Origin of the sequence: Vibrio sp. B183, assembly GCF_000740665.1 — a bacterium.
GTDB classification, from domain to species: Bacteria; Pseudomonadota; Gammaproteobacteria; order Enterobacterales; family Vibrionaceae; genus Vibrio; species Vibrio coralliilyticus.
Genome location: NZ_JPQB01000002.1, coordinates 323,869 through 348,933, shown reverse-complemented (window position 1 = coordinate 348,933; position 25,065 = coordinate 323,869). Strand labels below are relative to the sequence as shown.

26 protein-coding genes are annotated in these 25,065 nt (G+C 45.2%); 15 read left to right on the top strand and 11 right to left on the bottom strand.

The features are described 5' to 3' along the window. Nucleotides 1–174 precede the first annotated feature (174 nt). From IX95_RS01710 to IX95_RS01675, 8 genes are read right to left on the bottom strand one after another with little or no spacing between them, the layout of a single operon-like run. Entirely contained in the window at nt 175–981 is an 807-nt protein-coding gene (locus IX95_RS01710; RefSeq protein WP_038156260.1) for a diguanylate phosphodiesterase, read from the bottom strand. Further along, a complete protein-coding gene (gene flhA / locus IX95_RS01705) occupies nt 974–3,064 on the bottom strand; it encodes a flagellar biosynthesis protein FlhA (RefSeq protein WP_038156258.1) in 2,091 nt (696 codons plus the stop codon). Before flhA ends, IX95_RS01710 begins: the two co-directional genes overlap by 8 nt. 30 nt (nt 3,065–3,094) lie before the next feature. Further along, nucleotides 3,095–4,222 carry a flagellar biosynthesis protein FlhB gene (gene flhB / locus IX95_RS01700; protein ID WP_038156256.1) on the bottom strand — a complete coding sequence of 376 codons (1,128 nt, stop codon included), beginning with the start codon at nt 4,220–4,222 and terminating at the stop codon, nt 3,095–3,097. Beyond that, entirely contained in the window at nt 4,219–4,995 is a 777-nt protein-coding gene (gene fliR / locus IX95_RS01695; protein ID WP_038156254.1) for a flagellar biosynthetic protein FliR, read from the bottom strand. Before fliR ends, flhB begins: the two co-directional genes overlap by 4 nt. Next, the gene (gene fliQ, locus IX95_RS01690; RefSeq protein ID WP_006963035.1) at nt 4,995–5,264 is read right to left on the bottom strand and encodes a flagellar biosynthesis protein FliQ; all 270 of its coding nucleotides are present in this window, start codon (nt 5,262–5,264) and stop codon (nt 4,995–4,997) included. Before fliQ ends, fliR begins: the two co-directional genes overlap by 1 nt. Before the next feature lie 11 nt (nt 5,265–5,275). Continuing rightward, nucleotides 5,276–6,034 carry a flagellar type III secretion system pore protein FliP gene (fliP, locus tag IX95_RS01685; protein ID WP_038156252.1) on the bottom strand — a complete coding sequence of 253 codons (759 nt, stop codon included), beginning with the start codon at nt 6,032–6,034 and terminating at the stop codon, nt 5,276–5,278. Nucleotides 6,035–6,048: 14 nt separating this feature from the next. Continuing rightward, nucleotides 6,049–6,417 (bottom strand): flagellar motor switch protein FliN, encoded by a 369-nt coding sequence (fliN, locus tag IX95_RS01680; protein ID WP_006963033.1) that lies wholly within the window; start codon nt 6,415–6,417, stop codon nt 6,049–6,051. Further along, entirely contained in the window at nt 6,417–7,232 is an 816-nt protein-coding gene (locus IX95_RS01675) for a FliM/FliN family flagellar motor switch protein (RefSeq protein ID WP_038156250.1), read from the bottom strand. The genes fliN and IX95_RS01675 overlap by 1 nt, the downstream gene beginning before the upstream one ends. Before the next feature lie 502 nt (nt 7,233–7,734). Between IX95_RS01675 and IX95_RS01670 the strand changes: the two genes are divergently transcribed. From IX95_RS01670 to IX95_RS25770, 11 genes are all read left to right on the top strand, one after another. Next, nucleotides 7,735–8,559 carry a MotY family protein gene (locus IX95_RS01670; protein WP_038156341.1) on the top strand — a complete coding sequence of 275 codons (825 nt, stop codon included), beginning with the start codon at nt 7,735–7,737 and terminating at the stop codon, nt 8,557–8,559. 2 nt (nt 8,560–8,561) lie between these two features. Further along, nucleotides 8,562–9,893 (top strand): sigma-54 dependent transcriptional regulator, encoded by a 1,332-nt coding sequence (locus IX95_RS01665; RefSeq protein WP_038156248.1) that lies wholly within the window; start codon nt 8,562–8,564, stop codon nt 9,891–9,893. Nucleotides 9,894–9,905: 12 nt separating this feature from the next. Beyond that, nucleotides 9,906–10,262 (top strand): flagellar hook-basal body complex protein FliE, encoded by a 357-nt coding sequence (gene fliE, locus IX95_RS01660; protein WP_006963029.1) that lies wholly within the window; start codon nt 9,906–9,908, stop codon nt 10,260–10,262. A 3-nt stretch (nt 10,263–10,265) separates the two neighbouring features. Next, the gene (gene fliF, locus IX95_RS01655) at nt 10,266–12,014 is read left to right on the top strand and encodes a flagellar basal-body MS-ring/collar protein FliF (RefSeq protein ID WP_038156246.1); all 1,749 of its coding nucleotides are present in this window, start codon (nt 10,266–10,268) and stop codon (nt 12,012–12,014) included. Continuing rightward, on the top strand, nt 11,977–12,996 hold the full coding sequence (locus tag IX95_RS01650) for a flagellar motor switch protein FliG (protein WP_038156245.1): 1,020 nt from the start codon (nt 11,977–11,979) through the stop codon (nt 12,994–12,996). Before fliF ends, IX95_RS01650 begins: the two co-directional genes overlap by 38 nt. Before the next feature lie 3 nt (nt 12,997–12,999). Then, nucleotides 13,000–13,749 carry a flagellar assembly protein FliH gene (gene fliH / locus IX95_RS01645; protein WP_038156244.1) on the top strand — a complete coding sequence of 250 codons (750 nt, stop codon included), beginning with the start codon at nt 13,000–13,002 and terminating at the stop codon, nt 13,747–13,749. Beyond that, nucleotides 13,742–15,082, top strand: a complete 1,341-nt coding sequence (locus IX95_RS01640) for a FliI/YscN family ATPase (protein WP_038156242.1) — start codon at nt 13,742–13,744, stop codon at nt 15,080–15,082. The genes fliH and IX95_RS01640 overlap by 8 nt, the downstream gene beginning before the upstream one ends. Nucleotides 15,083–15,098: 16 nt before the next feature. Further along, a complete protein-coding gene (locus tag IX95_RS01635) occupies nt 15,099–15,539 on the top strand; it encodes a flagellar export protein FliJ (protein ID WP_038156241.1) in 441 nt (146 codons plus the stop codon). A gap of 76 nt (nt 15,540–15,615) precedes the next feature. Continuing rightward, nucleotides 15,616–16,986 carry a hypothetical protein gene (locus IX95_RS01630; protein ID WP_038156240.1) on the top strand — a complete coding sequence of 457 codons (1,371 nt, stop codon included), beginning with the start codon at nt 15,616–15,618 and terminating at the stop codon, nt 16,984–16,986. 179 nt (nt 16,987–17,165) lie between these two features. After that, nucleotides 17,166–18,134, top strand: coding sequence for a M23 family metallopeptidase (locus IX95_RS01625; RefSeq protein ID WP_038156239.1), 969 nt, complete (start codon nt 17,166–17,168; stop codon nt 18,132–18,134). Continuing rightward, nucleotides 18,020–18,460, top strand: coding sequence for a bactofilin family protein (locus tag IX95_RS25770; protein ID WP_129542192.1), 441 nt, complete (start codon nt 18,020–18,022; stop codon nt 18,458–18,460). Before IX95_RS01625 ends, IX95_RS25770 begins: the two co-directional genes overlap by 115 nt. 77 nt (nt 18,461–18,537) lie before the next feature. On the opposite strand, the gene IX95_RS01620 is transcribed toward IX95_RS25770, so the two are convergent. After that, on the bottom strand, nt 18,538–19,131 hold the full coding sequence (locus tag IX95_RS01620) for an outer membrane beta-barrel protein (RefSeq protein ID WP_038156238.1): 594 nt from the start codon (nt 19,129–19,131) through the stop codon (nt 18,538–18,540). Nucleotides 19,132–19,677: 546 nt separating this feature from the next. Next, nucleotides 19,678–20,691, bottom strand: coding sequence for a hypothetical protein (locus tag IX95_RS01615; RefSeq protein WP_038156236.1), 1,014 nt, complete (start codon nt 20,689–20,691; stop codon nt 19,678–19,680). A gap of 557 nt (nt 20,692–21,248) precedes the next feature. Between IX95_RS01615 and IX95_RS01610 the strand changes: the two genes are divergently transcribed. The 4 genes from IX95_RS01610 (at nt 21,249) to IX95_RS01595 (ending at nt 24,023) form a co-directional block, all read left to right on the top strand. Next, nucleotides 21,249–21,638 (top strand): helix-turn-helix transcriptional regulator, encoded by a 390-nt coding sequence (locus IX95_RS01610; protein WP_038156234.1) that lies wholly within the window; start codon nt 21,249–21,251, stop codon nt 21,636–21,638. A 334-nt stretch (nt 21,639–21,972) separates the two neighbouring features. Next, nucleotides 21,973–22,653, top strand: coding sequence for an inovirus Gp2 family protein (locus IX95_RS01605; RefSeq protein WP_038156232.1), 681 nt, complete (start codon nt 21,973–21,975; stop codon nt 22,651–22,653). 194 nt (nt 22,654–22,847) lie between these two features. Beyond that, on the top strand, nt 22,848–23,384 hold the full coding sequence (locus tag IX95_RS01600) for a YagK/YfjJ domain-containing protein (protein ID WP_235202554.1): 537 nt from the start codon (nt 22,848–22,850) through the stop codon (nt 23,382–23,384). A 39-nt stretch (nt 23,385–23,423) separates the two neighbouring features. Next, on the top strand, nt 23,424–24,023 hold the full coding sequence (locus IX95_RS01595) for a YagK/YfjJ domain-containing protein (protein WP_038156229.1): 600 nt from the start codon (nt 23,424–23,426) through the stop codon (nt 24,021–24,023). A gap of 305 nt (nt 24,024–24,328) precedes the next feature. Here the strand turns inward: IX95_RS01595 and IX95_RS01590 are convergent, their stop codons facing one another. Then, nucleotides 24,329–25,045, bottom strand: a complete 717-nt coding sequence (locus tag IX95_RS01590) for a 4'-phosphopantetheinyl transferase family protein (protein WP_051912421.1) — start codon at nt 25,043–25,045, stop codon at nt 24,329–24,331. Nucleotides 25,046–25,065: the final 20 nt, after the last annotated feature.

The window sequence follows — 25,065 nt, the reverse complement described above, 5'->3', positions numbered from 1 at the left end:
TTCACAATACTCAGATTTTGGCTTCAGGATTTCCCTGGTCACTAACAGGAGGCGGACGATAAATATCGAAGATTAATTAAAAAGTTTAAATTACTGGAATATTTAGAGAATTGGCGCTGATTTAGTGAGGTTGATTCCACTAATTGGTGCTGTTAGCGCCAATTAGTGGATTAACTAGGCTTCGTATTCGTTGGTAAACGTCTTAAAAGAGAGTGAGGTTGGGATATCACTGAAGTAACCAAAATAGTAACTAGCGCCAAGTAATTTGTATTGGTTCAGCTCTTTTTGGCTGGCAACCCGACTGGCGACCCACTTTAGTTTATGCTTTTTCAGAAAACGAACGATGGGCAAAAAGGCCATTCGGTCCTCTTTATCTTCCAGTGACACCGAGAGTTTCAGCATTGCAGGCTCATAGCAAGCCAACTGCTCAAGTAAAGGGCAGGGTGGAGCAACTTCAAACCACAGCGCATAAGCATATTCTCCGACAAGCTCGATCAGGTTTTCTACCGATGAGGCAAACCCTAATGAATGGCTAAGTTGCAGTGAAGGAATAACATGCGCGAACGCTTTCTTATGGCAGAGAATAACTTGCTGCAAAAAATGTTCACCCTGCGGCCAGACAAGAGCCTCGACCTGAAGGGGGACGACGACGTTGCTGATTAAGTCCGGATGAAATGTATCTAGTTGAAAGCGGGTCTGGCGCAGCGCTAGGTACAGGCTGAACAAATCTAGGCAGTATTTGACCTTTTGAGACAGGTCGAATTGATACACACTTTGTTCTCCGTCACCGCCAAACCTGAGTGTCAGGTGCTGAAATTCGACTTCGCCTGAGTCGGCAGAGCGGATAGCCTGACACGCATGCCGGATGTCGTTGTGGACCAATGCTTCATGGATAATTTGATCATCTTCGGTCTTAAGGTGCTCTTCCATGAGCTTGGCGATGTATCTGTACATCGCCTGATGTGAGTTGAGGTTAGCCAAGGTTTCCTACCACGTTGATTTGTTTTGTTTCTGGTATTTCGTTGTATGACAATACCGCCAATCCTTGAGAAAACGTGCGAGCATAGCGGGCAATCAGCGGTCTAAGCTGCGGCATAACCAGGAGTATTGGTGCCAGCCCTTGCTGTTTTAGCTGCTGTTTAATCAAAGGTAAATTTTGTTGAAACTGAGCCAGAATGTTAGGTTCCACAGGGAAACTGTCGAGGTTCACACTGCCACTTGCTTGTGCCTGCTGAAGAGATGTCATCAGCATTTGTTCCAGTTCATCGGAGAGTGCATACACCTTCAGTTCCACTTTCTGACCTGCGATCAAGTTGACCAGAGTACGGCGCAATGCGCATCGCACATCAGCCGCCAGAAGTATCGGGTCTTTGGTGTTTTCAGACGATTCAAGCATGGTGTTCGAGATAGTACGAATATCTTGCAAAGGCACCTGATCAAGCAAAAGTTGACGATACACCTTCAGCTGCTGTGCTGGATTGAGTGCTGCGCCAAGAGCTTCTGCCAGCTTCGGCGCTTGCTGGGTCAGCCTCTGCATCATGGCATCAACATCATCGTGATTAAACAGCTCTGAAAGGTGGGTTTTGATCACTTTACTGATATGGGTTGCGATGACAGTCGCATCATCTACCACCTGATAACCCATATTGAGCGCTTTGGCTTTATCTGTGTGCTCAATCCAAACTGCAGGCAACTGATAGGCTGGGTCGCTGCCAAGAATGCCATCGACTTCGCCATACGTCTCGCCAACCGCAATCGCCATCAAACGCTCTGGCTCGATAAAGCCTTGCTCTATCGTTTCTCCATTGAGTGAAATGGTGTATTGGTTGGGTTTTAGGCTCAGGTTGTCACGAATACGCACTTCCGGTAGCAAGAAGCCGACTTGCTCAGACAGGTTACGTCTTACACCGCGAATCCGTTGGGTGAGTGGCGCGCCTTGTTCTTTGTTGACCAGATGAACCAGTCGGTAACCGAGTGCTAAAGACAGTGTGTGTACATGTGGAATGTCTTCCCAGCTTAGCGGAGTTTCTTCCTGTTGCATGGCCTGAGTGAGTACTTCGACGTCTTCAATCTGAGCATCATGAACGGGGCTTTTGTGTTGACGCCAGGCTGCAAATCCAAGCACAGCGGAAAAAGTAAAGAAGGCGAGGTGAGGCATGCCAGGTACCATGCCGATGATTAACATCACTGCTGATACGGTAAACAGAGTAGTCGGTGAAGCCAATAACTGCTTTTGCATGGTTTCTGACATATCGTTGTCGCTGTCGTTGATGCGAGTAACGATAATGGCTGCTGCGGTTGCTAAAAGCAGTGACGGTATTTGGGCTACTAAGCCGTCACCAATAGTCAGTAGCGCATAGGTTTTAAACGCCTCGGAGGCAGCAAGTCCGTGTTCAAATACACCGATGCTGATACCACCTGTGATGTTAATGAACAGGATAAGCAATCCGGCGATAGCATCACCTCTAACAAACTTTGACGCACCATCCATAGAACCGTGGAAATCAGCTTCATTTGCCACTTCACGTCTGCGCTGACGGGCAGCTTCCTGATCGATCAAACCCGCATTGAGATCCGCATCGATTGCCATTTGCTTGCCAGGTAAAGCGTCAAGCGTAAAACGTGCTGATACTTCTGAAATACGTTCACCACCTTTGGTGATCACCACGAAGTTGATGATCATCAATATGACGAAAATCACCATACCGACTACATAGTTGCCGCCGATCACCACTTCACCAAAGGCCTGAATGACTTTACCTGCGGCATCACCACCATTGTGACCTTCGAGCAGGACGACTCGAGTTGAGGCGACGTTGAGCGTCAGTCGTAATAGTGTTGCCACCAACAAAATGGTTGGGAAAATGGAAAAGTCGAGTGGGCGTTTAGCCGTTGTACTGACCAACAGCACCAAAATGGCGAGCACGATATTAAAAGTGAACAAGGCATCCAATAGCAATGGCGGCAGTGGCAAGATGACCATAGCCAGCACCATTAGTAAGACCAGCGGAATACCGACAAAGCCTTTTGTGGAATGTTGTATCTGTTTTAACCGATTGAGCATAGGTTGGTGTCCTTGGGTAAATACGGATGATCAGTGTTGCAAATGCTTTGGAATGGCGAAGTGAGGTAAAGGCATTGGCTTTTCACCATTTCCGGTACGGAATGCTTTAAGTTGCATGACATACGTCAGAATATGCGCCACCGCGATATAGAGCTGGCTTGGAACGGCCTGTTCAATCGCAGTGGTGTAGTAAATGGAACGGGTAAGCGGTGGCGAGTTGATGATTTCAACCTGATTTTCACGAGCGATACGTTGAATATGCATCGCTGTTTCGTCCACGCCTTTGGCAACCACAAATGGGGCGTCTGATAACGCAGGGTCATACTTCATTGCCACGGCGTAGTGGGTTGGGTTGGTGATGACCACATCCGCTGTCGGTACCATCTTATCGATTTTACGCCGAGCAAATTGTTGTTGAATCTGGCGAATACGCTGCTTGACCTCAGGGCGTCCTTCGTTATTTTTGTATTCTTCTTTAAGCTCCTGCTTGGTCATTTTGAGCTCTTTCATGTGCTCCCAGCGTTGATAGGGGATGTCAATAACGCCGAATAGTAGTAAGGCAAACCCCATCATTAACAGGCCATCGAATAGAATTTGCATGACGTTAACCACACCTTGCTCCAGCGAAAGTCGCTGCATGCCCAATAAAGGTTGTAGGTGGTTATCGAGATAAGCGTAGAGCACTCCAAAAATGACCAGTACTTTGAGGGTCGATTTCAGCAGTTCAACCAGTGAACGCGTTGAAAACATCCGTTTTATTCCGCTGAGAGGGTTAAGTTTACTCAGCTTTGGAAAAGCGTTCGCTAAACGGAACATCCATCCACCCAGCACCATAGTACTAGCAAGCGTAACGGCAATAATCACGACAAACATTGGCAAAAGCAGCGTAATGATCATGCCGAGGCTGTGGCCGAGCTGCTCGACCATTTGCTTAGGATTCGCTAAATCCTGTTTAGTCAGTGCCATGTTAAAGCGAAAGATACCCGCAATGCTTTCCCAAATTACTGGAAGCTGACTATAGAAATACACGGCAACAGCGAGAAAAATAGCGGCAGTCGTGAACTCTTTCGCTCTGGGAATCTGACCTTCCTGACGCGCTTTCTTGATTTTCTGCGGGGAGGCTTTTTCGGTTTTGTCCTGAGAGGATTGTTCGCTCATCCGCCCCCCGCCATGAATTGATTCAGAAAACGTAGGGTGTCGTTGACCAGCACAGTATATCGGCTCGGCACACCAGACACAGAAATGAGCACGCTGAATAGCCCTAGTAGCATGGTCATTGGAAAGCCTAATGCATAGACATTCAGTGACGGTGCTGCTCGGTTCATCACACCAAAGCTGATGTTTGCTAACAACATGGAGACAATGGCTGGAAGGGCGAGTGCCAGTGCAGATGCAAACATCCAACTAAACAAATTAACGATGCCTTGCAGAGAGGCTGAAGTCAGACCGGAACCGACTGGCCAGACAACAAAACTCTGGATAAGGACATCGAGTACCACTAAATGACCTTCGAGGGATAAAAACAGTAAGGTGCAGAAAATCAGAAAGATACGCCCAAGAATTGCCACGGACATACCGTTTACAGGGTCGTTCATCATCGCCATGCCTAAGCCCATCTGCATTGAGACTATCTGGCCCAGCGTCGTAAAAATGGTAAACAGCATGTGCAAAATCAGGCCAAAGAATAGCCCCCAAATGGCTTGTTCGAAGGCGAGAAACAGCGAAGTCATCGAGAAAAACTCGACCGCTGGCATTGGCGGCATCAAAGGAGCAGAGATCATCACAATCGAGAGCGCCAGTAAGCTACGTACCCAGACGGGTATCAATGAGTCGCCAAAGAAAGGCATGGAGATAAATACCGCGCCTATACGGAAGAAAGGCCACCATAGCTGACCAAGGAGGCGAGAGATTTCTGCGAAAGTGACCTCCATCAGCCAATCATTCCTGGAATATTGTGGAACAGGTAGTCGAACAGCTCCATGATTTTACGTAGCATCCAGTGCCCAGCAAAAATTACCATGAGTAACGTGACCAGAAGCCTTGGTAGAAAGCTCAGTGTTTGCTCATTGATTTGCGTGGCAGCCTGAAAAATCGCAATGCCAAGGCCGACAATCAGACCGGGCACAACCAGTACAGCGACCATGGTGATAATCAGCCATACTGCATTGGAAAACAGGGTGACGGTCATTTCTGGTGTCATGTGAACTCCTGCTACCCAAAACTGGCGGATAATGTGCCGACTGTCATGGCCCAGCCATCGACCAGAACAAACACCACCAGCTTGAATGGAAGTGAGATGATCAGCGGCGATAGCATCATCATGCCCATTGCCATGAGGACACTGGCGACGACAAGGTCAATGATTAGAAACGGAATAAACAGCATGAAGCCAATTTGAAAAGCGGTTTTGAGCTCACTGATGACAAAAGCGGGCAGTACCACGGCAAATGAGATGTCCTCCAGCGCGGTATCGAGTGGCTCATTAGCAATGCGCAGCATTTGTTCCAGAGATGTCTGCTGAGTTTGTGCCAACATGAAATTGCGTACGGGCTTTTCTGCAGCGGAAAACGCCTGCATTAAAGTAATTTCACCATTGTCGTATGGCTGGAAAGCATTCTGGTAAATGTCTGTCCAGACAGGGCGCATGATCAGTAGCGACAGCGCGAGTGCAATACCGACTAACACTCGGTTAGGTGGGCTTTGTTGGAGCCCTAACGCCTGACGCAGGATCGCGAGAACCACAATAATGCGGGTAAAGCTGGTGGCCATCAGAATAAATGCAGGAAGAAAACTCAGGGCTGTCATCAATAACAGAATCTGCAGTTTTACACTGTATTCTTGTTGGGTTGCTCCGTCACTGACAGACAAAATGGTTAAGCCTGACTCATTCGCAACAGAAGGGAAAGCGAAGAGCAGGCTAACCAAACCGATTAGGATCCCCCATCCCTGAAAGGAAGGTGACTTAGTCATGTTTCGGTGGACCTTTACTGAACCGCAGAAGTTAGAGCTGAATCGACGATATCAATCAGTCTCAGACCATATTTTTCGTTCACGACAACCACTTCCGCATGGCCCATCAGAGAGCCGTTGACTTTAACGTCCAGAGGTTCGCCATTGAGTTTGTCGAGTTCTATGACACTGCCTTCTCCAGCTTTCATCAGATCACCCAAGGCGATATCTTTACTGGCAACTTCCAAAGTTACAGTAACAGGAATATTCTTGAAAAAGCTCAGATCACGTTCAGGAGTTGGTACTGCAGCATCGAGAATGTCGGTGTGTGTATCTTCTAATTGAAAGTCATCAAAGTTCAGTTCTTCACCATTAAATGCGGTGGTCTCTGTTGTCTCGCTCATTAAAAAGATTCCTTATCTTGATTAAGAATTAAAACTAGCTGCCCATCATTCTCCGCGACTCGACCAGAAAAAAGATGTTCTTGGCCAATACTGACGGGAGCTGAAGACAATAATTCGATGGGTAATACGTCGTTAGGCTGCAGTGAAATCAATTCACTGAGCGGCATGGTTTTTTTACTAAGTAAGACATTGAGCTTGACGGGAGTCGAAGCAAGAGATTGACAGAAAGGTTCGTACATCGACTCTTTGGGTTGCAGGTCCAGCTGTTCTGTCAATGTGGCAACAAGCAGTTCATCTAGCTTAACGTGAATGGTGCCTTGGTGGTCGTTGAGGTTGACGTCAATGGTGGCGTAAAGACCAGTTCCCTGTGCTGGCTCGAATTCGCAGTCAGACCACATTTCCTCTGGAGCCAGCCAGTTGATGATCAGCCGTCCGATTTTTTCCTGAAGCCGCAAGTCACTATTGTTAAGTGAAGTATGGCTTCTTTCCATTTTAGCGTCGTAAAAGCTGTCAGCTAATTTAATTAGTGTTTGGCTATCGGTATGGATAAATACTCGCCCGCCGCCATCATGTCGGAAAGTACTGATAAAAGATTTATCCATTTCACTTGATGTAAAAGTATGCAGTGAAACTAGATTTATATTGGCTTCTGCATGATGAGTTTTTAACCAGTTTTGCAGCTCATACGTTAGGCCATTACACGAGGTAGATATTAAATCATCCAATTTATCTCGAATAACGTGAATAGGTTTCCCTAACGATTCTATGCTTAGAGGCTGATAATCTGGAATAGATATCTTGCTGCTACTTTCCATTTATATTTTACCGTGTCTTGACAAAGCGATTTTTAAATTTTCTAACTCAATTGGCGCAAGTCTACATAGAATTTTTTGTTCTAAATAACCCCGATTTATAAAATTTGTGACTTTACTCCATATGTTGATTTTAAGTCGTTATATATATCTTCTCATCAAAAATAAAACAGGTTAGTTTGCGATACATACAAATGATGAATGACGATTTTTTGTCGTTATCAGTCTCTTGTTCTGTTTTATCTTTATGGTTTTAAATGATTTTTATTGATTTGTTACATGTTAATTACATCCCGATGATGTCATGAACTAACGGTCAATATATAAACAAGTTCCAATTTCTCGAAATTCCAAGAGATAAATTATTTAATTCGAATGGATGATTCTTCTGTTTATTTAATGGCACTCATATAACATCATGAACACGAAAGCTCCGAAAATATATTTATTAGCTTTACTCTTTCATTGTTCTTCTTCTCTCGCTGACACTGAGGTTGAAGTTCCTATGGATGAAGTAAATTGGCTTTATAAAGGAAGTAGCTTAGCGTGTAATTTGAAGTATGAAGATTCTTCCTATGGGAAGTTTTATTTCCGCTCTGAAGAAGTCAGTAAAATATATTTCCACTCTCAAGTGGAAAAAAACAATAAAAATTGGAACAGCGCTAAGTTATATAGCTCTCCAGCACCATGGAGTGCGGTAAATGAACTCAGGCTCATAAGTCAGAATACCGCTATTAATAATCAGCGTTCTACGTTTCAGCATAATATTGATGACTTATTGAACAATATTGAATCAGGACATTGGATAAAGTTTGCTTTTAGCGGAAGGGACGCTTCCGATAGCATGACTTATATTCTGCCGACGATTCGCATTCAGAAAGCATTAGCCCAATTTCGTCGTTGCCAATCATCTTTACCGGGCATGTCCTATGCTCAAGCCCGAAACCTCACTCTCTCATTTGACCTAGGCCAACGTCACTTAACCGCCCAACAAAAGAATACTCTGGGTGCGCTTTACACTTATCTGCGCGCCGACAAAAACATCAGCAAAGTTTTGATCGATGGCTACACCGACAACGTCGGTTCCAACGTCGCTAACCTAACCATCTCTAAGCAACGAGCAGATTTGGTTGCGAAAGCACTTAAAAAATCTGGCGTAGAGGCCGCAAGAATAGAAGTACGGTCTCATGGTTCTCGATACCCCATCGCTAGTAATTCAACACCAGAAGGGCAGGCTAAGAACCGCCGCGTGACTTTAAGGCTGGTGCGCAATGATGAAGCAGTAGTACCAAAACAAAATATAAAAATGAACGATAGGGAAAAGGCTTAAAGATGGCAGAGACAAATATCTTGTTAGTTGAGCCAAAGGATGAATTTGCTCAGCCAGTCATTAGAGTGTTAGAGGATTCGGGTTACCGTGTGACTCATTTTCGGACTGGGCGAAGTGCACTGCTTGAGGGCGCTGCGCCGATTACTTTGGTGAGTTCAAATTTGCCTGACATGTGCGTCAGAGAGTTCGTCAGTTGTCACCAAAAGACATCAAGCAATGGCGTTGCTATTGCAATCGTTGAACAAGAGCAGGGAATCTTAGCCGCTGAAACAATGAAAGCTGGTGCGACGGATTACCTGCTTCGTCCTTTTGAAAACAGCCAATTAGTAAACCTACTGCGTCGTGTTGAGGTGATTGGCAAACCAATGGCAAACATTGTTGCCGAATCATGGCGGAGCAAACAGGTACTTCAGCTAGCTCACCGTGCAGCTTGCACGAATGCCAGTGTTTTGGTTACCGGAGAATCTGGAACCGGTAAAGAAGTGCTGGCGCGTTATGTCCACGAGCATTCTCCACGATCAAGTGGCCCTTTTATCGCAGTAAACTGTGCCGCCATCCCCGAATCTATGCTTGAAGCGGTCTTGTTTGGCCATGTGAAAGGTGCTTTCACTGGTGCCACTCACTCGCAAAGCGGTAAGTTTGAAGAAGCGAACAACGGAACGATACTGCTGGATGAAATTGGTGAGATGTCGCCAGCGGTTCAGGCCAAACTATTGCGCGTACTTCAGGAGCGTGAAGTTGAGCGAGTGGGTAGTCATAAGCCGATTCAGCTTGATATTCGGGTCATTGCCGCCACGAATAAAGATCTGCGCGAAGAAGTGAAAAATGGCACGTTCCGTGAGGATCTTTATTATCGATTGGATGTTTTACCCTTGCATTGGCCTCCACTGCGAGAGCGCAGCGAAGACATCCTGCCGATCAGTCAGTTCTTCATTAACAAATATCAAGATGGCAGTCAGTGTCACCTATCTCAAGATGCCATGATGGCGCTCAGTCAGTATCACTGGCCCGGAAACATTCGAGAGCTGGAAAACGTTATCCAACGAGCATTAGTCATGCGACACGGTGACTACATTACTGCGCATGATCTGATGTTACCAGTTGAGTTAATCAGCCCTGTCCAGACATCGACGCCTTCTCAGATCATGGGGCATGTCGAGGCTAAGAAACAAGCTGAGTACCAGTATATTCTCGAACAACTTCGCCAGTATGGCGGCAATCGCACCAAGACAGCAAACGCACTTGGCGTCACTACGCGCGCTTTGCGCTACAAATTAGCGGCAATGCGCGAACAAGGTATTGATCTACAGTCGGCCCTAGGCTCGGCTGCTTAAGGAGGATAAGTTATGGCAAGTCAACCAATAAACAGTGCGATGACCGCAGAACAGCTAATGCTATCCAAGATGGATGCAATGCGCGCTCAGATTCAACCGGAGTTCGTGGTTTCTGCTAATCCACTTGATGTGCAGCAGGTGAATCAGCCTCTCTCATTTTCCACAGCGATGACCAATGTGCTTGATACGGTCAATCAGCATCAATCGGCTGCCAGCCAAAAAATGACCGCGGTAGAAACGGGTCAGAGCGATGATTTAGTCGGAGCAATGATTGCTAGCCAGAAAGCCAGCCTGTCATTCAACGCTTTGATGCAGGTACGCAACAAGGTCGTGACCTCGTTTGAAGATATTATGAAGATGCCGGTGTAACCCATGTCAGACTTAACTACCCAAGTTGCAGGTGGCGGGACATTTAGCGCTGCCAGCACACAAACTTCCTCCTCGCGAGGAATGGAAGACTTCACTCATAAATTGAAGCAGCTGTGGTCAAACAGCCAGAGAAATCTGGTTCTGTCTGCTGTTTTGGCCGCGATTGTGGCTGCAATCATTGTGGTGGCTCTTTGGAGCTCAACACAGAGCTACCGACCACTTTACAGTCAGCAAGAAAGATTTGATACCGGTGAAATCGTCTCTGTCCTTGAATCTGAAGGCATAAATTACCGACTTCAAGAGCAAAATGGTCAAGTACTAGTACCAGAAGGTGAAGTCGCCAGAATTCGCATGTTGCTGGCAGCAAAGGGAGTGAAAGCCAAACTGCCAACAGGTTTAGATTCACTCAAAGAAGACAGTTCTCTTGGAACCAGTCAGTTCATGGAAACCGCACGCTATCGTCATGGTTTGGAAGGTGAACTGATACGTACCATTATCTCTCTCAATGCGGTTTCTAATGCCCGAGTTCATCTAGCCATACCGCGTCAAACACTGTTTGTTCGACAAAACAGCGAAGCGCCTTCAGCATCGGTCATGCTTGAACTCAAACCTGGTGAAGATCTGAAACCGGAACAGGTCGAAGCGATTATTAATCTGATTGTCGGCAGCGTGACTGGGATGAAGCCAGAACAGGTGTCGGTGATTGATCAATATGGCCGTTTACTCAGTGCTGATGTTGCCTCAGCGGAAGCGGGTAAGGTCAATGCCAAGTATCTTGAATATCAGAAGAACGTTGAGAAACAAATTATTCAGCGCGCTTCCGACATGCTGACACCGATTGTCGGACCGAGTAACTTCCGAGTACAGGTGGCGGCGGATCTGGATTTTAGTCAGGTGGAAGAAACTCAGGAAATTCTTGATAACACGCCAATTGTTCGTAATGAGCACACCATCTCCAACAACTCAATTGATCAGATTGCGTTGGGCGTTCCGGGAACCTTGAGCAATCAGCCTCCAGTAACTGGTGAAGTGCCAACACAGGATAGTCAGAACACCAATGCTCGCTCAGAAGTAAACCGTCAGTACGCTGTGGGAAGCAGTGTACGCCGCACACACTATCAACAGGGCCAGATCGAAAAGCTCAGTGTTTCTGTCTTGCTCAATGAGGCCGCGGCGCCAAATGGTACAGCTTGGACTGCGGACGAAAAAGCTCAGATTTCTACTATGGTCACTGACGCTGTGGGTATTGCTGCTGACCGTGGTGACAGCCTGAGTTTGATGAGTTTTAGCTTTACACCGCTAGCGATTGAGGCGCCACCGACCATTCCTTGGTGGCAGGATCCAACGATTCAGCAGCCGATGCGTTACGTGATAGGAGGCATGCTGGGTATGGCGATGATTTTCTTCGTGCTGCGCCCACTTATCATGCATCTGACGGGGGCCGATATGCGCTCTCAAGAATTGGAGTTCGCTGAACCTCAGGAAGAGCCTATTTTCGACAATCTGCAAACGCGTGAAGAACGTGAACGTGAAGAGGCACTGAACCGCAAGTTATCTGAAAAAGGCATTGCCGCTTCCTCTGGTCTGGATGTGGGGAATGACATGTTACCGCCAGCCGGATCGCCATTGGAGATTCAGTTGAAACACTTGCAGTTAATTGCTAACGAAGAACCTGAACGAGTCGCCGAAGTACTAAAACAATGGGTAAATGTGAATGAACACAGCAGAGTCAAAGCAGAAAGCAACGCTTAGTCACGTAGAGCAAACCGCTCTGGTTCTTCTCGGCATGGGTGAAGACGCCGCTGCCAAAGTGCTGCGTAACTTCACTCGAGATGAAACCCAGCGTGTGACAAAAGCCATGGCGAAATTGAGTGGGATAAAAAGTGATAGTGCCAACGGCGTTATCCAGCACTTCTTTGAAGACTTTCGTCAACACAGTGGCATCCGTGGGGCGTCAAAAGAGTATCTGTCGAACACACTGCGTAAAGCGCTGGGTAATGACTTAGCCAAAGGGCTTCTCAACAACCTATACGGTGATGAGATTCGGAATAATATGCAGCGCTTACAGTGGGTGGAAGCTGAGGTTTTAGCTCGATTCATATCTAATGAGCACCCGCAGATGCAGGCGATTTTTCTAGCCTACCTGCCACCGGAAAGCTCATCAACAGTGCTCAAGCATTTACCTGAAGACTACCATGATGAACTCCTGTATCGGATTGCTCAGCTTCAGGATATTGACCATCAGGTTGTGAGCGATCTGAATGACCTGATTGAACGCTGTATTGAACAAGTCTCGGTCAGTCAGAGTGCTCCGCTCTCTGGAGTTAAACAAGTGGCGGACATCATTAACCGTTTTGAAGGTGACCGTGGTTCACTGATGGAAATGCTCAAGTTGCACGATGAAGAAGTGGTGAGTGAAATTGAGCAAAACATGTTCGACTTCATGGTGCTAGGTCGACAGAGAGAAGAAGCGATGGATCGCTTGGTTCAGCAAGTTCCACTCGAACTTTGGGGTGTGGCTCTGAAAGGTGCAGAGATTCTTCTTCAGCAAACCATTAAGAGTGCAATGCCACAGCGCATGGTCAAAGCTCTGGAAGACGACATGGAAATTCGCGGTGCGGTACCACTAAGTCGAGTGGAGCGAGCCAGACAAGAAATCATGCAGATCGTACGTGAGCTGGATGAGGCGGGTGAAATCGAACTCGTGCTTTATGACGAACCTACAGTGGAGTAAAGCATGTCACTAGTGAAATCCAATTTACTGCAAGTTCCAGCATCAGGTTATCGCATTCATCGCTTTCCACCACTGGCGCAGCCAATGGCAAGCGACGATGAATTTGCCATCGATGATTCCTGGCAGGAATCCCAGATAGACCTGCAACAAAAGCTTGATGAAGGGTTCCAGATAGGTCTCGAACAGGGACATGAAGAAGGCCTTCGCCAAGGGTTGAGCCAGGGGAAACAGCAAGGCTTACTGGAAGGCCAGAAAGAAGGTTTCCAGAAAGGCTTCGTATCGGGTGAACAGTCCGGTAAGCAGACATTTCTTGAAGCGACTAAGCCAGTAAATGAGCTTTATCAAACCTTGTCACGTTGGCAGTCTGAGCGTGAGCAACAGCAGCGACACATTATTTGCGAACTAGTACAAAAGGTCGCACAACAGGTGATTCGAGCAGAGCTGACTTTGATGCCACAACAAATCCTAGCGCTCGTTGATGAAACACTCGAAGCGATGCCCGGAAAAACAGAGAAGGTGACCGTTCACCTTAACCCTCAGGATCTTGACCGCATCACTCAAATCAATGCGGAATTGCCGAAAGAGTGGAAGCTGGTCGCCAATCCAGAACTGCCGACTGGCGGGTGTCATTTGGTGACCGATGATGCTGAGGCGGACGCCAGCTGTGACTCGCGCTTGCAAGCTTGCATGGACAACGTCAAAGAGCACTTGCTCGAAGAAGTGACACCGGTGGTTGAAGCTGACAATGAGTAATACGCTCGCATTTGATCTTCTGTCTGAACGAACCAGTGAAGCCATTGCTTCGCTGGATTCCATTCCCGTGGCTAGGGTCACGGGGCGACTGGTAAAAGTCACAGGACTGATGCTGCAAGCGGTAGGGTGTCGCTTTAAGCTTGAACAACGCTGCCTAGTTGAGACAGCGGAAGGTGACATGATTGAAGCGCAGGTTGTTGGCTTTGATCATACCATCGCTTATCTGATGCCAATTCGTCGTCTTGGCGGATTATTTGCGGGAGCGAAAGTGATTCCACTGGATGGAGACAGCACAGTTCAGCTCAGCGAAAACTGGATGGGACGCGTGGTGAATGGGCTAGGTGAAGCCCTTGATGATGGACCTGTCTTGCAAGGAGGTGATCGCGTTTCACTTGAGCCTAAACCAATCAACCCTCTAAAGCGTAGACCCGTTGATTCACCGCTCAATGTTGGGGTACGAGCGATCAATGGCCTGCTTACGGTAGGTAAAGGTCAGCGTATTGGGTTAATGGCGGGCAGTGGCGTAGGGAAAAGTGTTTTGATGGGAATGATTACCCAAAACACGGAAGCGGATGTCATTGTAGTAGGCCTGATTGGTGAACGTGGTCGTGAAGTCCGTGAATTCATTGAGTCTAACTTGACTCCTGAAGCGCGTGACAAAGCGATTATCATTGCTGCGCCAGCAGACGAATCGCCGCTGATGCGTCTTAGAGCCATGTTGTTATGCCATCGAGTTGCAGAGTATTTTCGCGATAAGGGTAAAGATGTCTTGCTAATGGTGGACTCTCTGACTCGTTATGCGATGGCGCAGCGAGAAATTGCCCTCTCTCTGGGTGAACCACCCGCCACCCGAGGCTATCCACCATCGGTATTTAATGCCTTGCCGCAGTTACTTGAACGTGCCGGAAACAGTGAAAATCCCAATGGTAGTCTGACTGCCATCTATACCATTCTTGCCGCAGGTGATGATCAGCAAGATCCAGTGGTTGATTCTGCGCGTGCCATTCTTGATGGTCATGTCGTTTTATCTCGCAAACTGGCAGAACAAGGACATTATCCGGCGATTGACGTTAATGCTTCGGTGAGCCGCTGTATGACAGCTTGTTCACAGCCTGCCCACCTGACCTTGGCCAATGAGTTTCGCAAGACTTATTCGAATTACCTTCAAGTTAAAGACCTACTGCCACTGGGAGGTTACCAACCGGGGCAAGATCCAGAACTGGATCGCTCGGTGGCTTTGTATCCACAGCTGACGGCATACCTTCAGCAAGCGGCAGACTGCTCGGTGGATTTTCCTCAAAGCCTGACCGAACTGGCGCAGCTCTTTCAATAAAACTAGGAATTAACGTATGGAAGCGAAATTGCGTGCTGTGGAGAAGTTTCAGAAAATTCAGCAAAAGCATCGAGATAGAATGTCAGTGCAGCTGGAATCGCTTCGTCAACAGCACACAGTAGCTCAGCAGCGTTTGCAACAACTGATGGAACTGAAGCGCCAAGCGCAACCACGATCGAGTCATGTTATGGCTTTACATCGAGAGGCATTACTCAATCGTAGCCGTGTGGATCAGATGCTTCATAAGCTGATTCTCCATCAGGAACATGAGCAGGAGGTGATGCAAGCGCAATGCACATCGTTGCAAAAACAGCTTGAAAATAAGCACCTCAGAGTCAAAGGTCTGGAAAATACTCTCGAACGTTGGAAGGAAGAGCACAATTCTGACATTCGACACAAGGAAGAGCTCGCGTTAGAAGAGATTATCAATAGCCGATTCGCGCAAAAAGCTCAATAATTCGTCACCCGCAAGGCTTTGCGTCACCTTAAACTGCATCAAGCCTGATTTACCTAAGGAGGAGAGAAAGGTTGGTATGCTTAAGTTAAGAGATGCAAACGTCCTTATCATCAAAGAATTTCCGAACAAAAACATTAGCATATCTAGTCTTATGCTCTCTTTGGGAATCAAGCAACATAAGATTATTCATCTGAATTCTCCACATGAAGCGCTTAATCGGACGTTCCATGGCCGTTTTGATATTCTGATTTGTGATCAGAGCTTTCGCAAAAATACAGTTAAGTCACAGGATCTGATTCTTGAGTTGAGAAAGTCGAAGACTATAGATGAGCGCTCGACAATCATTATGGATTGCTCGGATAGCAGTATCCGTGACAGCTCTTATTACTTTGGTGATGTCCACCTCAAGCCGGAAGATAATCAGCGGGATATCAGTGTTCTTATCCGCAAGGTGTTTGAGAAGAAGAATAAGGTTTGGCCTCTGCTTCAGCGCAACGATATTGAGTGTGCTGACGAGATGGAAAAACGCTATCAATTCTTTGAGCAGCACTACTTTGAATATCAATATGATTTCAAACTCAATCGTGCCCACCACCACTTGGTAAAACGTGAGCTTAAACAAGCCACGGAGTTATATGGTGCTTTGATAAAAGAGGCGGGTAAGCGAGATTATTCTCTAGAGATCAGCCTGTTTCTCAATGCACTGGTATTAAATGCCCAGTCAGACGACGCGCTGGAGCTTTACAACAAGTTCAATTCTGCCAAGTTTCAGCTCGGTCAGCCATTTGACGAGATAGGGACGTTGCTGATGCTGCAAAATGGCAGCATACAGGATGCTTATCGCCTGTTGACTCGTTCGGGCTCACGTTGGGGGCTTAGTTTGGCTCATCAGACATCGCTGGCTTTGATGAGCATTGCAGCCAGTCGATATGATGATGCTCTGGTTCACTTCTCCTCTGGTCTTAACACCGCCAAACTGATCAATCGAGACGTTGCCCAGCACACCCTGAATTATCTGTTCGCATTGCTAATGCTTTGGATGCGAAGTGAAGAGGGGAGTGGCTTGTATGAGAAGAAATTTGATCAGGTTGTTAAAGAAATGTCTCGTCACAAGCTCACGGAAAGTGAGAGTCAGCATCTGGCATTAATTCAGCTTCATGCTGAATTCCTCACGGGGGCACGACAAAGTGCGGAGTCTGTGCTGGATAGCTTTACCCGTAAGCTCGACAAAGTGAGCTGTGTGGCGAAAATCCATGCGCTATTTCTTTCTACGGGTTTGTCTAACAAGGACAACCTTACCCTCATTTTTGACAACCTTCTTCATCACGACAGTGTGTTTATGTTTGAACCACTTCCTCCTGTCTGTGCTGCGTTGGTTAAGCGCGTTGATTTTAAGCAGTTTGCCAGTGACATGAAGCGTTTTAATCGCGAGAAAGTTGCTGAGTAGTTGTGACTCTGTTTTCAGGACCAAAATAGCCTAAGCGACCTGTTTTGAACCGCAATTAAATCCAATTTTTATCTCTGGGATAAGGTTTCCGAATTGGAAACCTGACTCTTCTCGCGTCATTTTGCCCTGATAGAATTCCTCTCACTTTAATGATTGTAAGAGTGTGTCATTGAGAAAGTATGGAATCTAATCACTTAACCGTTATGGTCACTGGCATTGAGGGAACGCGCTTTTTTAATCTATCGTTCCGGGCTATTGCAGGGATTAAGTACTCGCTGTTATTTATTGCTGTGGTGTTCTTTACCCTGCTTGGACTTTTGTCGATTCTAGCGGGCGATGCCTCTGATTCCGAACGGGAAAAAAGTGAACTGTTGAGCAAAGCCTATTCTCTCGAAAAAGAGTTAATACGCTCACACGAATTTCAGAGTGACTTAGAAAGCCACCTGACGAGAAAGAAGCAAGATCTCGCTTACGTGACGGACAAACTGCGTGATATTGAGTCTGCGCTGGAGCTTTCCAACGAGTCCTTAGACTTAAGAGATAGAGTTGATAGCGCGGCGCTCAGTACTGCGGTTCGTCATCAGATGATGCAACTGATACCCAATGGACGGCCAGTTAAAGCAGGTTATCTTTCTTCCCATTACGGTCGCAGGGTGCACCCAGTCACTAAAATGAAAGCCATGCATCATGGTATTGACTACGCCGTTAATGCTGGAACTCCAATTTACGCTCCGGCTGATGGCATTATTGAAGTGGCGAGAAAAAGTAATAAAGGCTCAGGCAATTTCTTAAAACTGGCGCACTCATTCGGTTTTACTTCTTCTTACTCTCACCTGAGTGTATTCAAGGTGAAGCGTGGAGATTACGTTAAGAAAGGTGATTTGATTGGTCTGTCGGGTAACTCTGGGTTATCGACTGGGTATCACCTGCATTATGAGGTTCGTTTGGTGGGGCGCTCTCTGGATCCATTGCCTTTTACCAAATGGGAAATGAATAACTTTGACTCGATTTTCGAATCGAATAAGGACGTAAAATGGGATTACTTGGTAAACAGAATCGAGAATCAAATAGCCACTGCTCTCAAACTGTCATCGCGGAAGGAGGCTATATTGAAGGACAACTCAAGCTTACTTGTAACATCCAGATAGATGGTCAAATAAAGGGCAGCATTGAAACCGATCGTAGTGTCACCATTAGTGCGACTGGATCTGTTGACGGTTCGATTCGTGCTGAACGCCTGATTATCAATGGCCGCTTCCTTGGCAAGGTTTACACCAAAAGCTTAGAGATTCTTGAACACGGCTACCTTGAGGGGGAAGTGTCTGCTACAGAATTTACCATTCAGAAAGGCGGCGTCTTTCTAGGCAACTCAAAGAATGTCTCCACAGAGGAAGTAGTTAATCTAGACGCTGCGAAAAAGACATCTAAGCCAAAGGCAAAAACAGAACAAGGTAAAGTCGAGCAGTGCGCTTAACGAGCATAACAGATTCGCGCGCCAATGATATCTCCCGATGGATCGGGAGATATTTGGACAGTTTATTTGGGCTGAATTTAAAAGTGATATTGGATATTCGTTATCAAGAAAACTTCGTCACCTAGTTTTGATGTTGTTTTAGTGTTCCCTTCTTCATTAGTTAGTTCTGTAGTGTGGTACAGGTAACTGACTTCTGCACCAACACTCCATTGCTCAAATTGGTAGTTTAGTCCTGTTTGTGCTCCCAGCACTACTCCATCCAGTTCGTCTGTATCGTAGCTCGCATTGAACATTTCGTAGCCCAGTTTGCCACCTAAGGTCCAGGAAAGTTTCTCCGTGATTGGCACAAGGTAGTCGTACCTTGTATAGAGTGTGCCGACTTCAAGGTCGCTATCTGAGTTGTTTTCTTCACTCGTACCACGATAGTCATAACCTAGACTTAGTTGGTGAGCATTATTGAAGATAACACCACCACGCAAACCAAACACCGCGGAGGATGACATATCTTGGTCTTGATTGACGCCATTGGTTTCCACTTCGATTTTACCGCTAATGCGGGCACCTGCATCAAGGCCAATGAAATAATCATATTTCTCTGAAGCATTGGCAGTGAATGCTGTTGTCGCCATCAAGACACCGAAAGTAACCAGTTTTAAGGATTTGTTTTGCATAGTGTGTTTCCTACATTTAACGCTAGCGATTGGCTAACTCTTTTGTTGTTTTCGCTTTCACATCACGATGAAAGTGGCGGTTAAGGTAGAGATACAAACGACAAAAGCGAAAGGAAATGCACGGAATAGTACGGAATAAAGCTAAATTGTTTTTTATTTATAATTGTTGATGAATTACCTAATTACGTATCCCGTTGTTTATTGGGCTTTTAAACGGTAAGAGAGTGCAAAAATGAAGGGAGCGGTTTGAGCGAGCTATGTGATTACCTTGCGTTTAAGATTTGAGGCTAGGTATGCAGGAAAGGCCTAGTAAATCAAAGGAGAGGAAGCACCGCTGTATAGAGTTTAAGGGCTGCTGAAACGAAAAAAGACGTCCGAAGACGTCTTTTTTCTTGAATTTGGCTCCCCCTGCGAGGGCCTAACCCAAACAGATAGATACTATGTCCTGCTTGGCCTAAGCGTGTATTAGTTACGCTTAGGTTTGAGACAAATGTACCTATCTGTGTACCTAAAGTCAATTGCTGTAATTATAAGCACCGTTTGGTATTACTTTTCATGGAATCTGTTTTTGTATGCATCTTTGAGTATCTTATTCAAAGTCCGATTTATTTTCGACTTTGTATCACCACCAGCAAGATCAACTAGCATCTCCCATTGTTTGTCATTTAATTCCAATGAGTAATCTTTGCTATCTCTTTTATCTGCTGAAAACTTATCTTTTAAAAGCTTTACACTATGGTCAAAATTACTTGTTGTCACAGACAGTAAATCTAGAGTTGATACAATACACTTTTTCTGAATGGCGGTATCTTGTGAAGGAAGAAATAGCCGAGAGATTGTGTATTGTGCTTCTAATCGATTGTAGGTCAGATTGATTAGGTTTTTATTGTTTGTCCTTAACATTTCCCAAGTTAGTAATGGTACCTTGGTATTGGCTTCAATGCATAAGTTTCTAATCGTATATAGAAGGTTTTGTGCTGTCGCTAGACTTATTTGATTTGTGAAACAGTTTAAATGCAGATGATTAATTACCATTATTGCACTATTTCCTTCAGAAGTCGGGCACAAGTTACATATCGAGTCTAGTGCTTCTAGAGTACTATCTAAAGGCTTGCTTTCGAGTCGTTCCAGAAAACTTTTTTCCTTATCCTGTTTGTCTTTTTGTAAAATTTCATTGACCTTTTTGTTAAAGGAGCTCTCATTAAAACTCGACTTGCTTAGCGGAATAAGTTCTGATTCTGAATAAGGATAATGAGATTCGGGTACTTCATGACTATGGGGACGACCATATTTATTTCTCAATCTTTTAAGAACTTCCTCTTCAGCCTCTCTTTTTCTTTTCTGCGCTCTCTTTTGGCTGTCTTTATCGTTTAGCTGTGGCCAAAACCATCTCTCCATACTTTGGCTTTCGTTATGATGCTGGGTTAAATTGATTCTTGAGATGCGCATTATCTTGAGCATAGAAATCAAAAAGTACACCTCCCTATCACTTTGTAACCAGTCGGTATGTTCTTGAGTTATTAAGTAAATTTTGTCTGTTTCAATTAACTCATCTAGCAAATCATTCAGATCGTCCTCTTCATACCTTGGTAATTCACCTGATTCTAACTGATCTACATGGCAGCCAATTCGGAGCGCAACTAACTCGATAAAGTTATGTGTAACTCTTTTACATCGTAAAGAGAGATGTTTCGAAAGTCGTTGTTTACCTTGTCATCGTCCAAATGTGAAAGGTATAGGACATAAAAGCGAAGGTGTTCTTCGGATGATTTTATGAATCTTTTAAATCGTCTGTTTGGCATAATTATGCTCATATTAGCTTGGTGGTTATTAACTGGTTTTTTGGAGGGTTTTAGGTGGGTTTTTTCTTGTTTATCACCATTTATAACGCAAGAATTTGCAAGAAAAAATCTTGCAGATATAGAATTTTATACAAGGTGTCAAATTTATTTTGATTAATGGTTTCTGATTTTTATAAATGAGAATATCACGTTTTTTTAAGATTAGAATCATAAATACATGAACGGAAATGTGCTGATTTATGCTTGGGTGGTGAGGCTGTAAAAATTAACGGTGCTTGCCTTTGATGTGAACGAAATAACCATAGGATTCACATCATGCAACTTATCAGACGTAAAGAGCTCTCGGAGCTGACAGGTATCAGCCGAGCTCATTTATACTTATTGATTGGGGAAGGGAAGTTCCCAAGGCAAGTTCACATCGGTAAACGTGCTTCAGCATGGATAGTGGAAGAAGTACAAGCCTGGGTCGATGGTGTTTGGCATGAGGGTATGACAACGTCACCGAATCTCGAAAATTCAATGAAGTTGGTCGACCGGAAAACGTTGCTGAACATGATTGGCTTTAACAAAGATACCTTGTATCGAATGATAAAAGCTGGAGATTTTCCTCCGTGTGTCTCGAAAGACATTCCTCGATGGAAGTACAACGACATTGTTACTTGGGTCGCGAAGAAAATTACTATCCGCGATGCAAACTGCTTCTAAACACAACGGTATCCTCCCTTCTTTTTTCTCTCATTCCTTGTCCTTTAATTTGATAGTAAGGCAAATTTTCTTTTTGCCACGTGAGGCTAAATGTTCCTGAAATTTTGCGCAATTGTTAATGGTGATTCAATTTTGGTGTGTCGGGAAAGGGCTAAATGTTAACGGAATTAAGTGTCGTTGATGTCTGTCTGGTTAGTATTAATTATTACAGTCATACCTACCTTTACCGATATACTCATTACCCTCTACTGAGTCACCACTAGTGACTCACAGTACACAATTAAAAATAACGACACAGACCTATCTATGAACCTAAACACAGGAGTAGATAGAAATGAATGTACGTTCTAGAAAAAACAAAAACCTCAGACTGACCACCAAGCCAACCTTTCTCGGTAGACCTATCCAGACCGAGCACGGTCCACTCTACATCGACTACTTAGAAAAAATGTACGATACGGTTGATCTTGCATTAGATGACTACCCTCGGTTAATGGCTGTTCGTGTGGATTTGAGGTTTCCCAAGCTAAGGAAAAACGAAAAGAGCGGTAATGTCATGACTGACTTTCTACGCTCATTACAGTCACAGATTGATCACTCAGGCAAACGAAAGAAAAGGGAAGGGAGCGTTAGAGTGCATCCCTGCAAGGTTAGGATTGCTTGGGTAAGAGAGCGTTCTAGCTCGATAAACGACCACTACCACCTAGTACTCATGTTCAACAAAGATAGATTTAACTGGTTAGGGAAAACTCAAACACAACAGGAGAACTTAGGCTCTTTTATCGTAGAGGCATGGGCTAGAGTGGTTGGTGTCGACTATGAAGAAGCCAATGGGTTGGTTCATTTTTCAAAGAGAAGGAATAGCGACAGCGTGGTCATCCACCGCTTGAATAGTAACTCAGAAGAGTTTGATGATGCGTTTGATGAGTTCTTTAAGCACATTAGCTATCTAGCGAAAGAGCGCACGAAGCATTTTGGTAGCGGTAGACGCAATTTCGGCCATAGTCACAAGTAGCTTAAAAATTACGGCAGTCACAATTCCTGTGGGATTAACAACAAACCACAGGAACTCATCATGCCAAATCAGCTTAACGCTACTCACAATCGTTTAATCACCTCACTATTACTCAAGACAGAACGTTTAATGGAAAACCACTCTACTACCACAAGAATGGTCTTATCCTTGAGCATCTCGAGGAAATCGACCGAGTGCTGACTGAAGCGCTCGGCCAATATCCTAAACTTTGTGTCGCTCATTTTAATGTACGTCTACCGAGTGATTTCGATGGAGACCATTCTGAGGTATTCAGTCGTTTCTTTCGTGCCTTGGAGTTGGAAATCAATGAGTTGTGTCTAATGAAGTACAGGCGTAGGCCTCACCAATATCACCAAACGGTCATTCGCCATGTTTGGGTCAAAGCCGATGAGTCCACCAGCCTGTACCACCTTGTCTTGTTCTTTGATAAGCGGCTTTATCTTTGTTTAGTCAAAAGTGGAGACGGGAGGAGTCGCTACTTGTCCAGAGTCAGAAAAGCGTGGGATAAAGCTGTTGAAGCAGACCACGGTAGAAGATGCTTAGGGCTGACGTATTCCGCTACTGATGACATGTATGAACTTCTAAAAGGGGATGAAGCGTTTCCATTACAGTTAAGTGAACTCTTCTATCGGATAAGTCATCTCGCGAAGTCAGTCAATAACTGTAATTTCGGTTATAGTCCACACGAGCCTTTAAAAAATACAGCATGAGCAATTTCTATGTCATTTGCCCTCTCAGAGGAATTACTCATGTCTAACAATACTTACCTTCCCAACATTACCCATTCGAAAACGTTCAACGACTACCCCGTATTTTTCAGTGATAAGGGGTTATACGAATCGGGCTTAACCACCATGACGGAAGTCTTTGAACAAGCAATGGAGGAGTTTGACGCGGCTTTGGCAAGGCGTTTGGATTTGTTTCTACCAGAAGACCATCAAGATACAGACTTTAGTATCCTCAACGATTACTTTAATCTGCTTAAAGAAAAGCTTGAGACGGGTTCTCTGTTTTGTGTATGGCGTAAGCGGGAAGACAAGATGCCATCTCATAACTATCGAGTGATGCTGTTTACTGACTATAGCCAGCACTTTGGTCCCGCTATTTGTTGGGACAAGCGCAATGAACTGGTTGAGCATCTTAAAGGGGCTTGGCAAGAAGCGATAGAAAAGCACTACAGCGGCGAAGCTCGTTCATTGGTGTTTTTCAATGACCGAGGCAATTATGGGGTGGGGACGCGCTGTCGTAGCAAAGACAAGGACATCAAGCATTGTGTCTTTCACCGTATGAGCAGTCTTGCTGAAGCATGGAAAGAAAAGCGTTACTTCTTTGGCTCTAGCTTAGAGTAAAGCAACTACATTTTTTTACAGTGGCGGCTTATCCCATGGGTATATACAACACAGGAGCATTTGTAAAGGTTGCCTGAACGGTTCTAAAGAGATTTTTGTAGGTACGCTTGCTGATCAGGCTTCAGGTTTTTCGCTTGCTATTAGTTGATAAATCTCTGGCTTGCACTTAAGTAGCTCAACATCTTTTTCAACGCCCATACGTCTCAGATAGTAGTGCACTAAGGGCTTTCTAGTCATAACGTCCTTGATTTGACATGTCATAGTCTACCGCTGCTACGCGTTTTTTAAGCTATCTTCCCGTAAGCTCACCGCCGTTTACGTGGAATACTAATGAAGGTTAAAGTAGATTCACCTGCATTGTGGAACTTCCCTTGAATTATCCATCCCTTTCTGTAAGTTTTATTTAAGTCTCGTTGTAAGGATATAGAAAAATCACCTGATTTAATATCAATGCAATTCACCTGAGCACATTCGAAGCCAAAAAAGGATCCAACGCTAGGGTACAAAGCTTTATACAGGCTTTCCTTTGCCGAAAAAATTATAGTGAGACCTTGATTGAACTCGAGGCTACTTTCATTGATAAGTTGGCTCTCTTGAAAGTTGATGATAGTTGAAGCCACTTCTTTTGCGATGTCGGGCTCGATCCAATTTTCTGAGTCGACACCGATGATTTGATGATGTTTAGCCAGTGTGGCAACGGCTATTGCGTGTTTGTTGGTGTGAGTAATAGAGCCAATAACACCCGTTGGCCACAATGGGGTTTGGTCTTTGTTTCTCAGTATTGGGTGATGTTGTTTGGTTAAATTCAATACGGCTTGCTGAGCGGCCAGTCTTCCCGCTAAGTATTCCGAGCAGCGCTTTTCAACGGCACCAGTCAGATCGGATGGGAAGTCTATCGCATGTTGTTGAAAGAGTTCCTTTTTGTAATTTGATTGACAATAAGAGACTTGGCTCCATGTTGTTAGGTTTAGCGTAATTGGACATTCGCTGCTTATTGTTTGTATAAAGCTCTCGTCTCTCATGAAATACATCCCATTATGGT

Excerpts from the sequence above, each read along its gene's own strand:
- flhA (WP_038156258.1), bottom strand. The coding sequence starts at position 3,064 with ATGCTCAATCGGTTAAAACAGATACAACATTCCACAAAAGGCTTTGTC.
- flhB (WP_038156256.1), bottom strand. The coding sequence starts at position 4,222 with ATGAGCGAACAATCCTCTCAGGACAAAACCGAAAAAGCCTCCCCGCAG.
- fliR (WP_038156254.1), bottom strand. The coding sequence starts at position 4,995 with ATGGAGGTCACTTTCGCAGAAATCTCTCGCCTCCTTGGTCAGCTATGG.
- fliQ (WP_006963035.1), bottom strand. The coding sequence starts at position 5,264 with ATGACACCAGAAATGACCGTCACCCTGTTTTCCAATGCAGTATGGCTG.
- fliP (WP_038156252.1), bottom strand. The coding sequence starts at position 6,034 with ATGACTAAGTCACCTTCCTTTCAGGGATGGGGGATCCTAATCGGTTTG.
- fliN (WP_006963033.1), bottom strand. The coding sequence starts at position 6,417 with ATGAGCGAGACAACAGAGACCACCGCATTTAATGGTGAAGAACTGAAC.
- IX95_RS01675 (WP_038156250.1), bottom strand. The coding sequence starts at position 7,232 with ATGGAAAGTAGCAGCAAGATATCTATTCCAGATTATCAGCCTCTAAGC.
- IX95_RS01670 (WP_038156341.1), top strand. The coding sequence starts at position 7,735 with ATGGATGAAGTAAATTGGCTTTATAAAGGAAGTAGCTTAGCGTGTAAT.
- IX95_RS01665 (WP_038156248.1), top strand. The coding sequence starts at position 8,562 with ATGGCAGAGACAAATATCTTGTTAGTTGAGCCAAAGGATGAATTTGCT.
- fliE (WP_006963029.1), top strand. The coding sequence starts at position 9,906 with ATGGCAAGTCAACCAATAAACAGTGCGATGACCGCAGAACAGCTAATG.
- fliF (WP_038156246.1), top strand. The coding sequence starts at position 10,266 with ATGTCAGACTTAACTACCCAAGTTGCAGGTGGCGGGACATTTAGCGCT.
- IX95_RS01650 (WP_038156245.1), top strand. The coding sequence starts at position 11,977 with ATGAACACAGCAGAGTCAAAGCAGAAAGCAACGCTTAGTCACGTAGAG.
- fliH (WP_038156244.1), top strand. The coding sequence starts at position 13,000 with ATGTCACTAGTGAAATCCAATTTACTGCAAGTTCCAGCATCAGGTTAT.
- IX95_RS01640 (WP_038156242.1), top strand. The coding sequence starts at position 13,742 with ATGAGTAATACGCTCGCATTTGATCTTCTGTCTGAACGAACCAGTGAA.
- IX95_RS01635 (WP_038156241.1), top strand. The coding sequence starts at position 15,099 with ATGGAAGCGAAATTGCGTGCTGTGGAGAAGTTTCAGAAAATTCAGCAA.
- IX95_RS01630 (WP_038156240.1), top strand. The coding sequence starts at position 15,616 with ATGCTTAAGTTAAGAGATGCAAACGTCCTTATCATCAAAGAATTTCCG.
- IX95_RS01625 (WP_038156239.1), top strand. The coding sequence starts at position 17,166 with ATGGAATCTAATCACTTAACCGTTATGGTCACTGGCATTGAGGGAACG.
- IX95_RS25770 (WP_129542192.1), top strand. The coding sequence starts at position 18,020 with ATGGGATTACTTGGTAAACAGAATCGAGAATCAAATAGCCACTGCTCT.
- IX95_RS01620 (WP_038156238.1), bottom strand. The coding sequence starts at position 19,131 with ATGCAAAACAAATCCTTAAAACTGGTTACTTTCGGTGTCTTGATGGCG.
- IX95_RS01610 (WP_038156234.1), top strand. The coding sequence starts at position 21,249 with ATGCAACTTATCAGACGTAAAGAGCTCTCGGAGCTGACAGGTATCAGC.
- IX95_RS01605 (WP_038156232.1), top strand. The coding sequence starts at position 21,973 with ATGAATGTACGTTCTAGAAAAAACAAAAACCTCAGACTGACCACCAAG.
- IX95_RS01595 (WP_038156229.1), top strand. The coding sequence starts at position 23,424 with ATGTCTAACAATACTTACCTTCCCAACATTACCCATTCGAAAACGTTC.
- IX95_RS01590 (WP_051912421.1), bottom strand. The coding sequence starts at position 25,045 with ATGAGAGACGAGAGCTTTATACAAACAATAAGCAGCGAATGTCCAATT.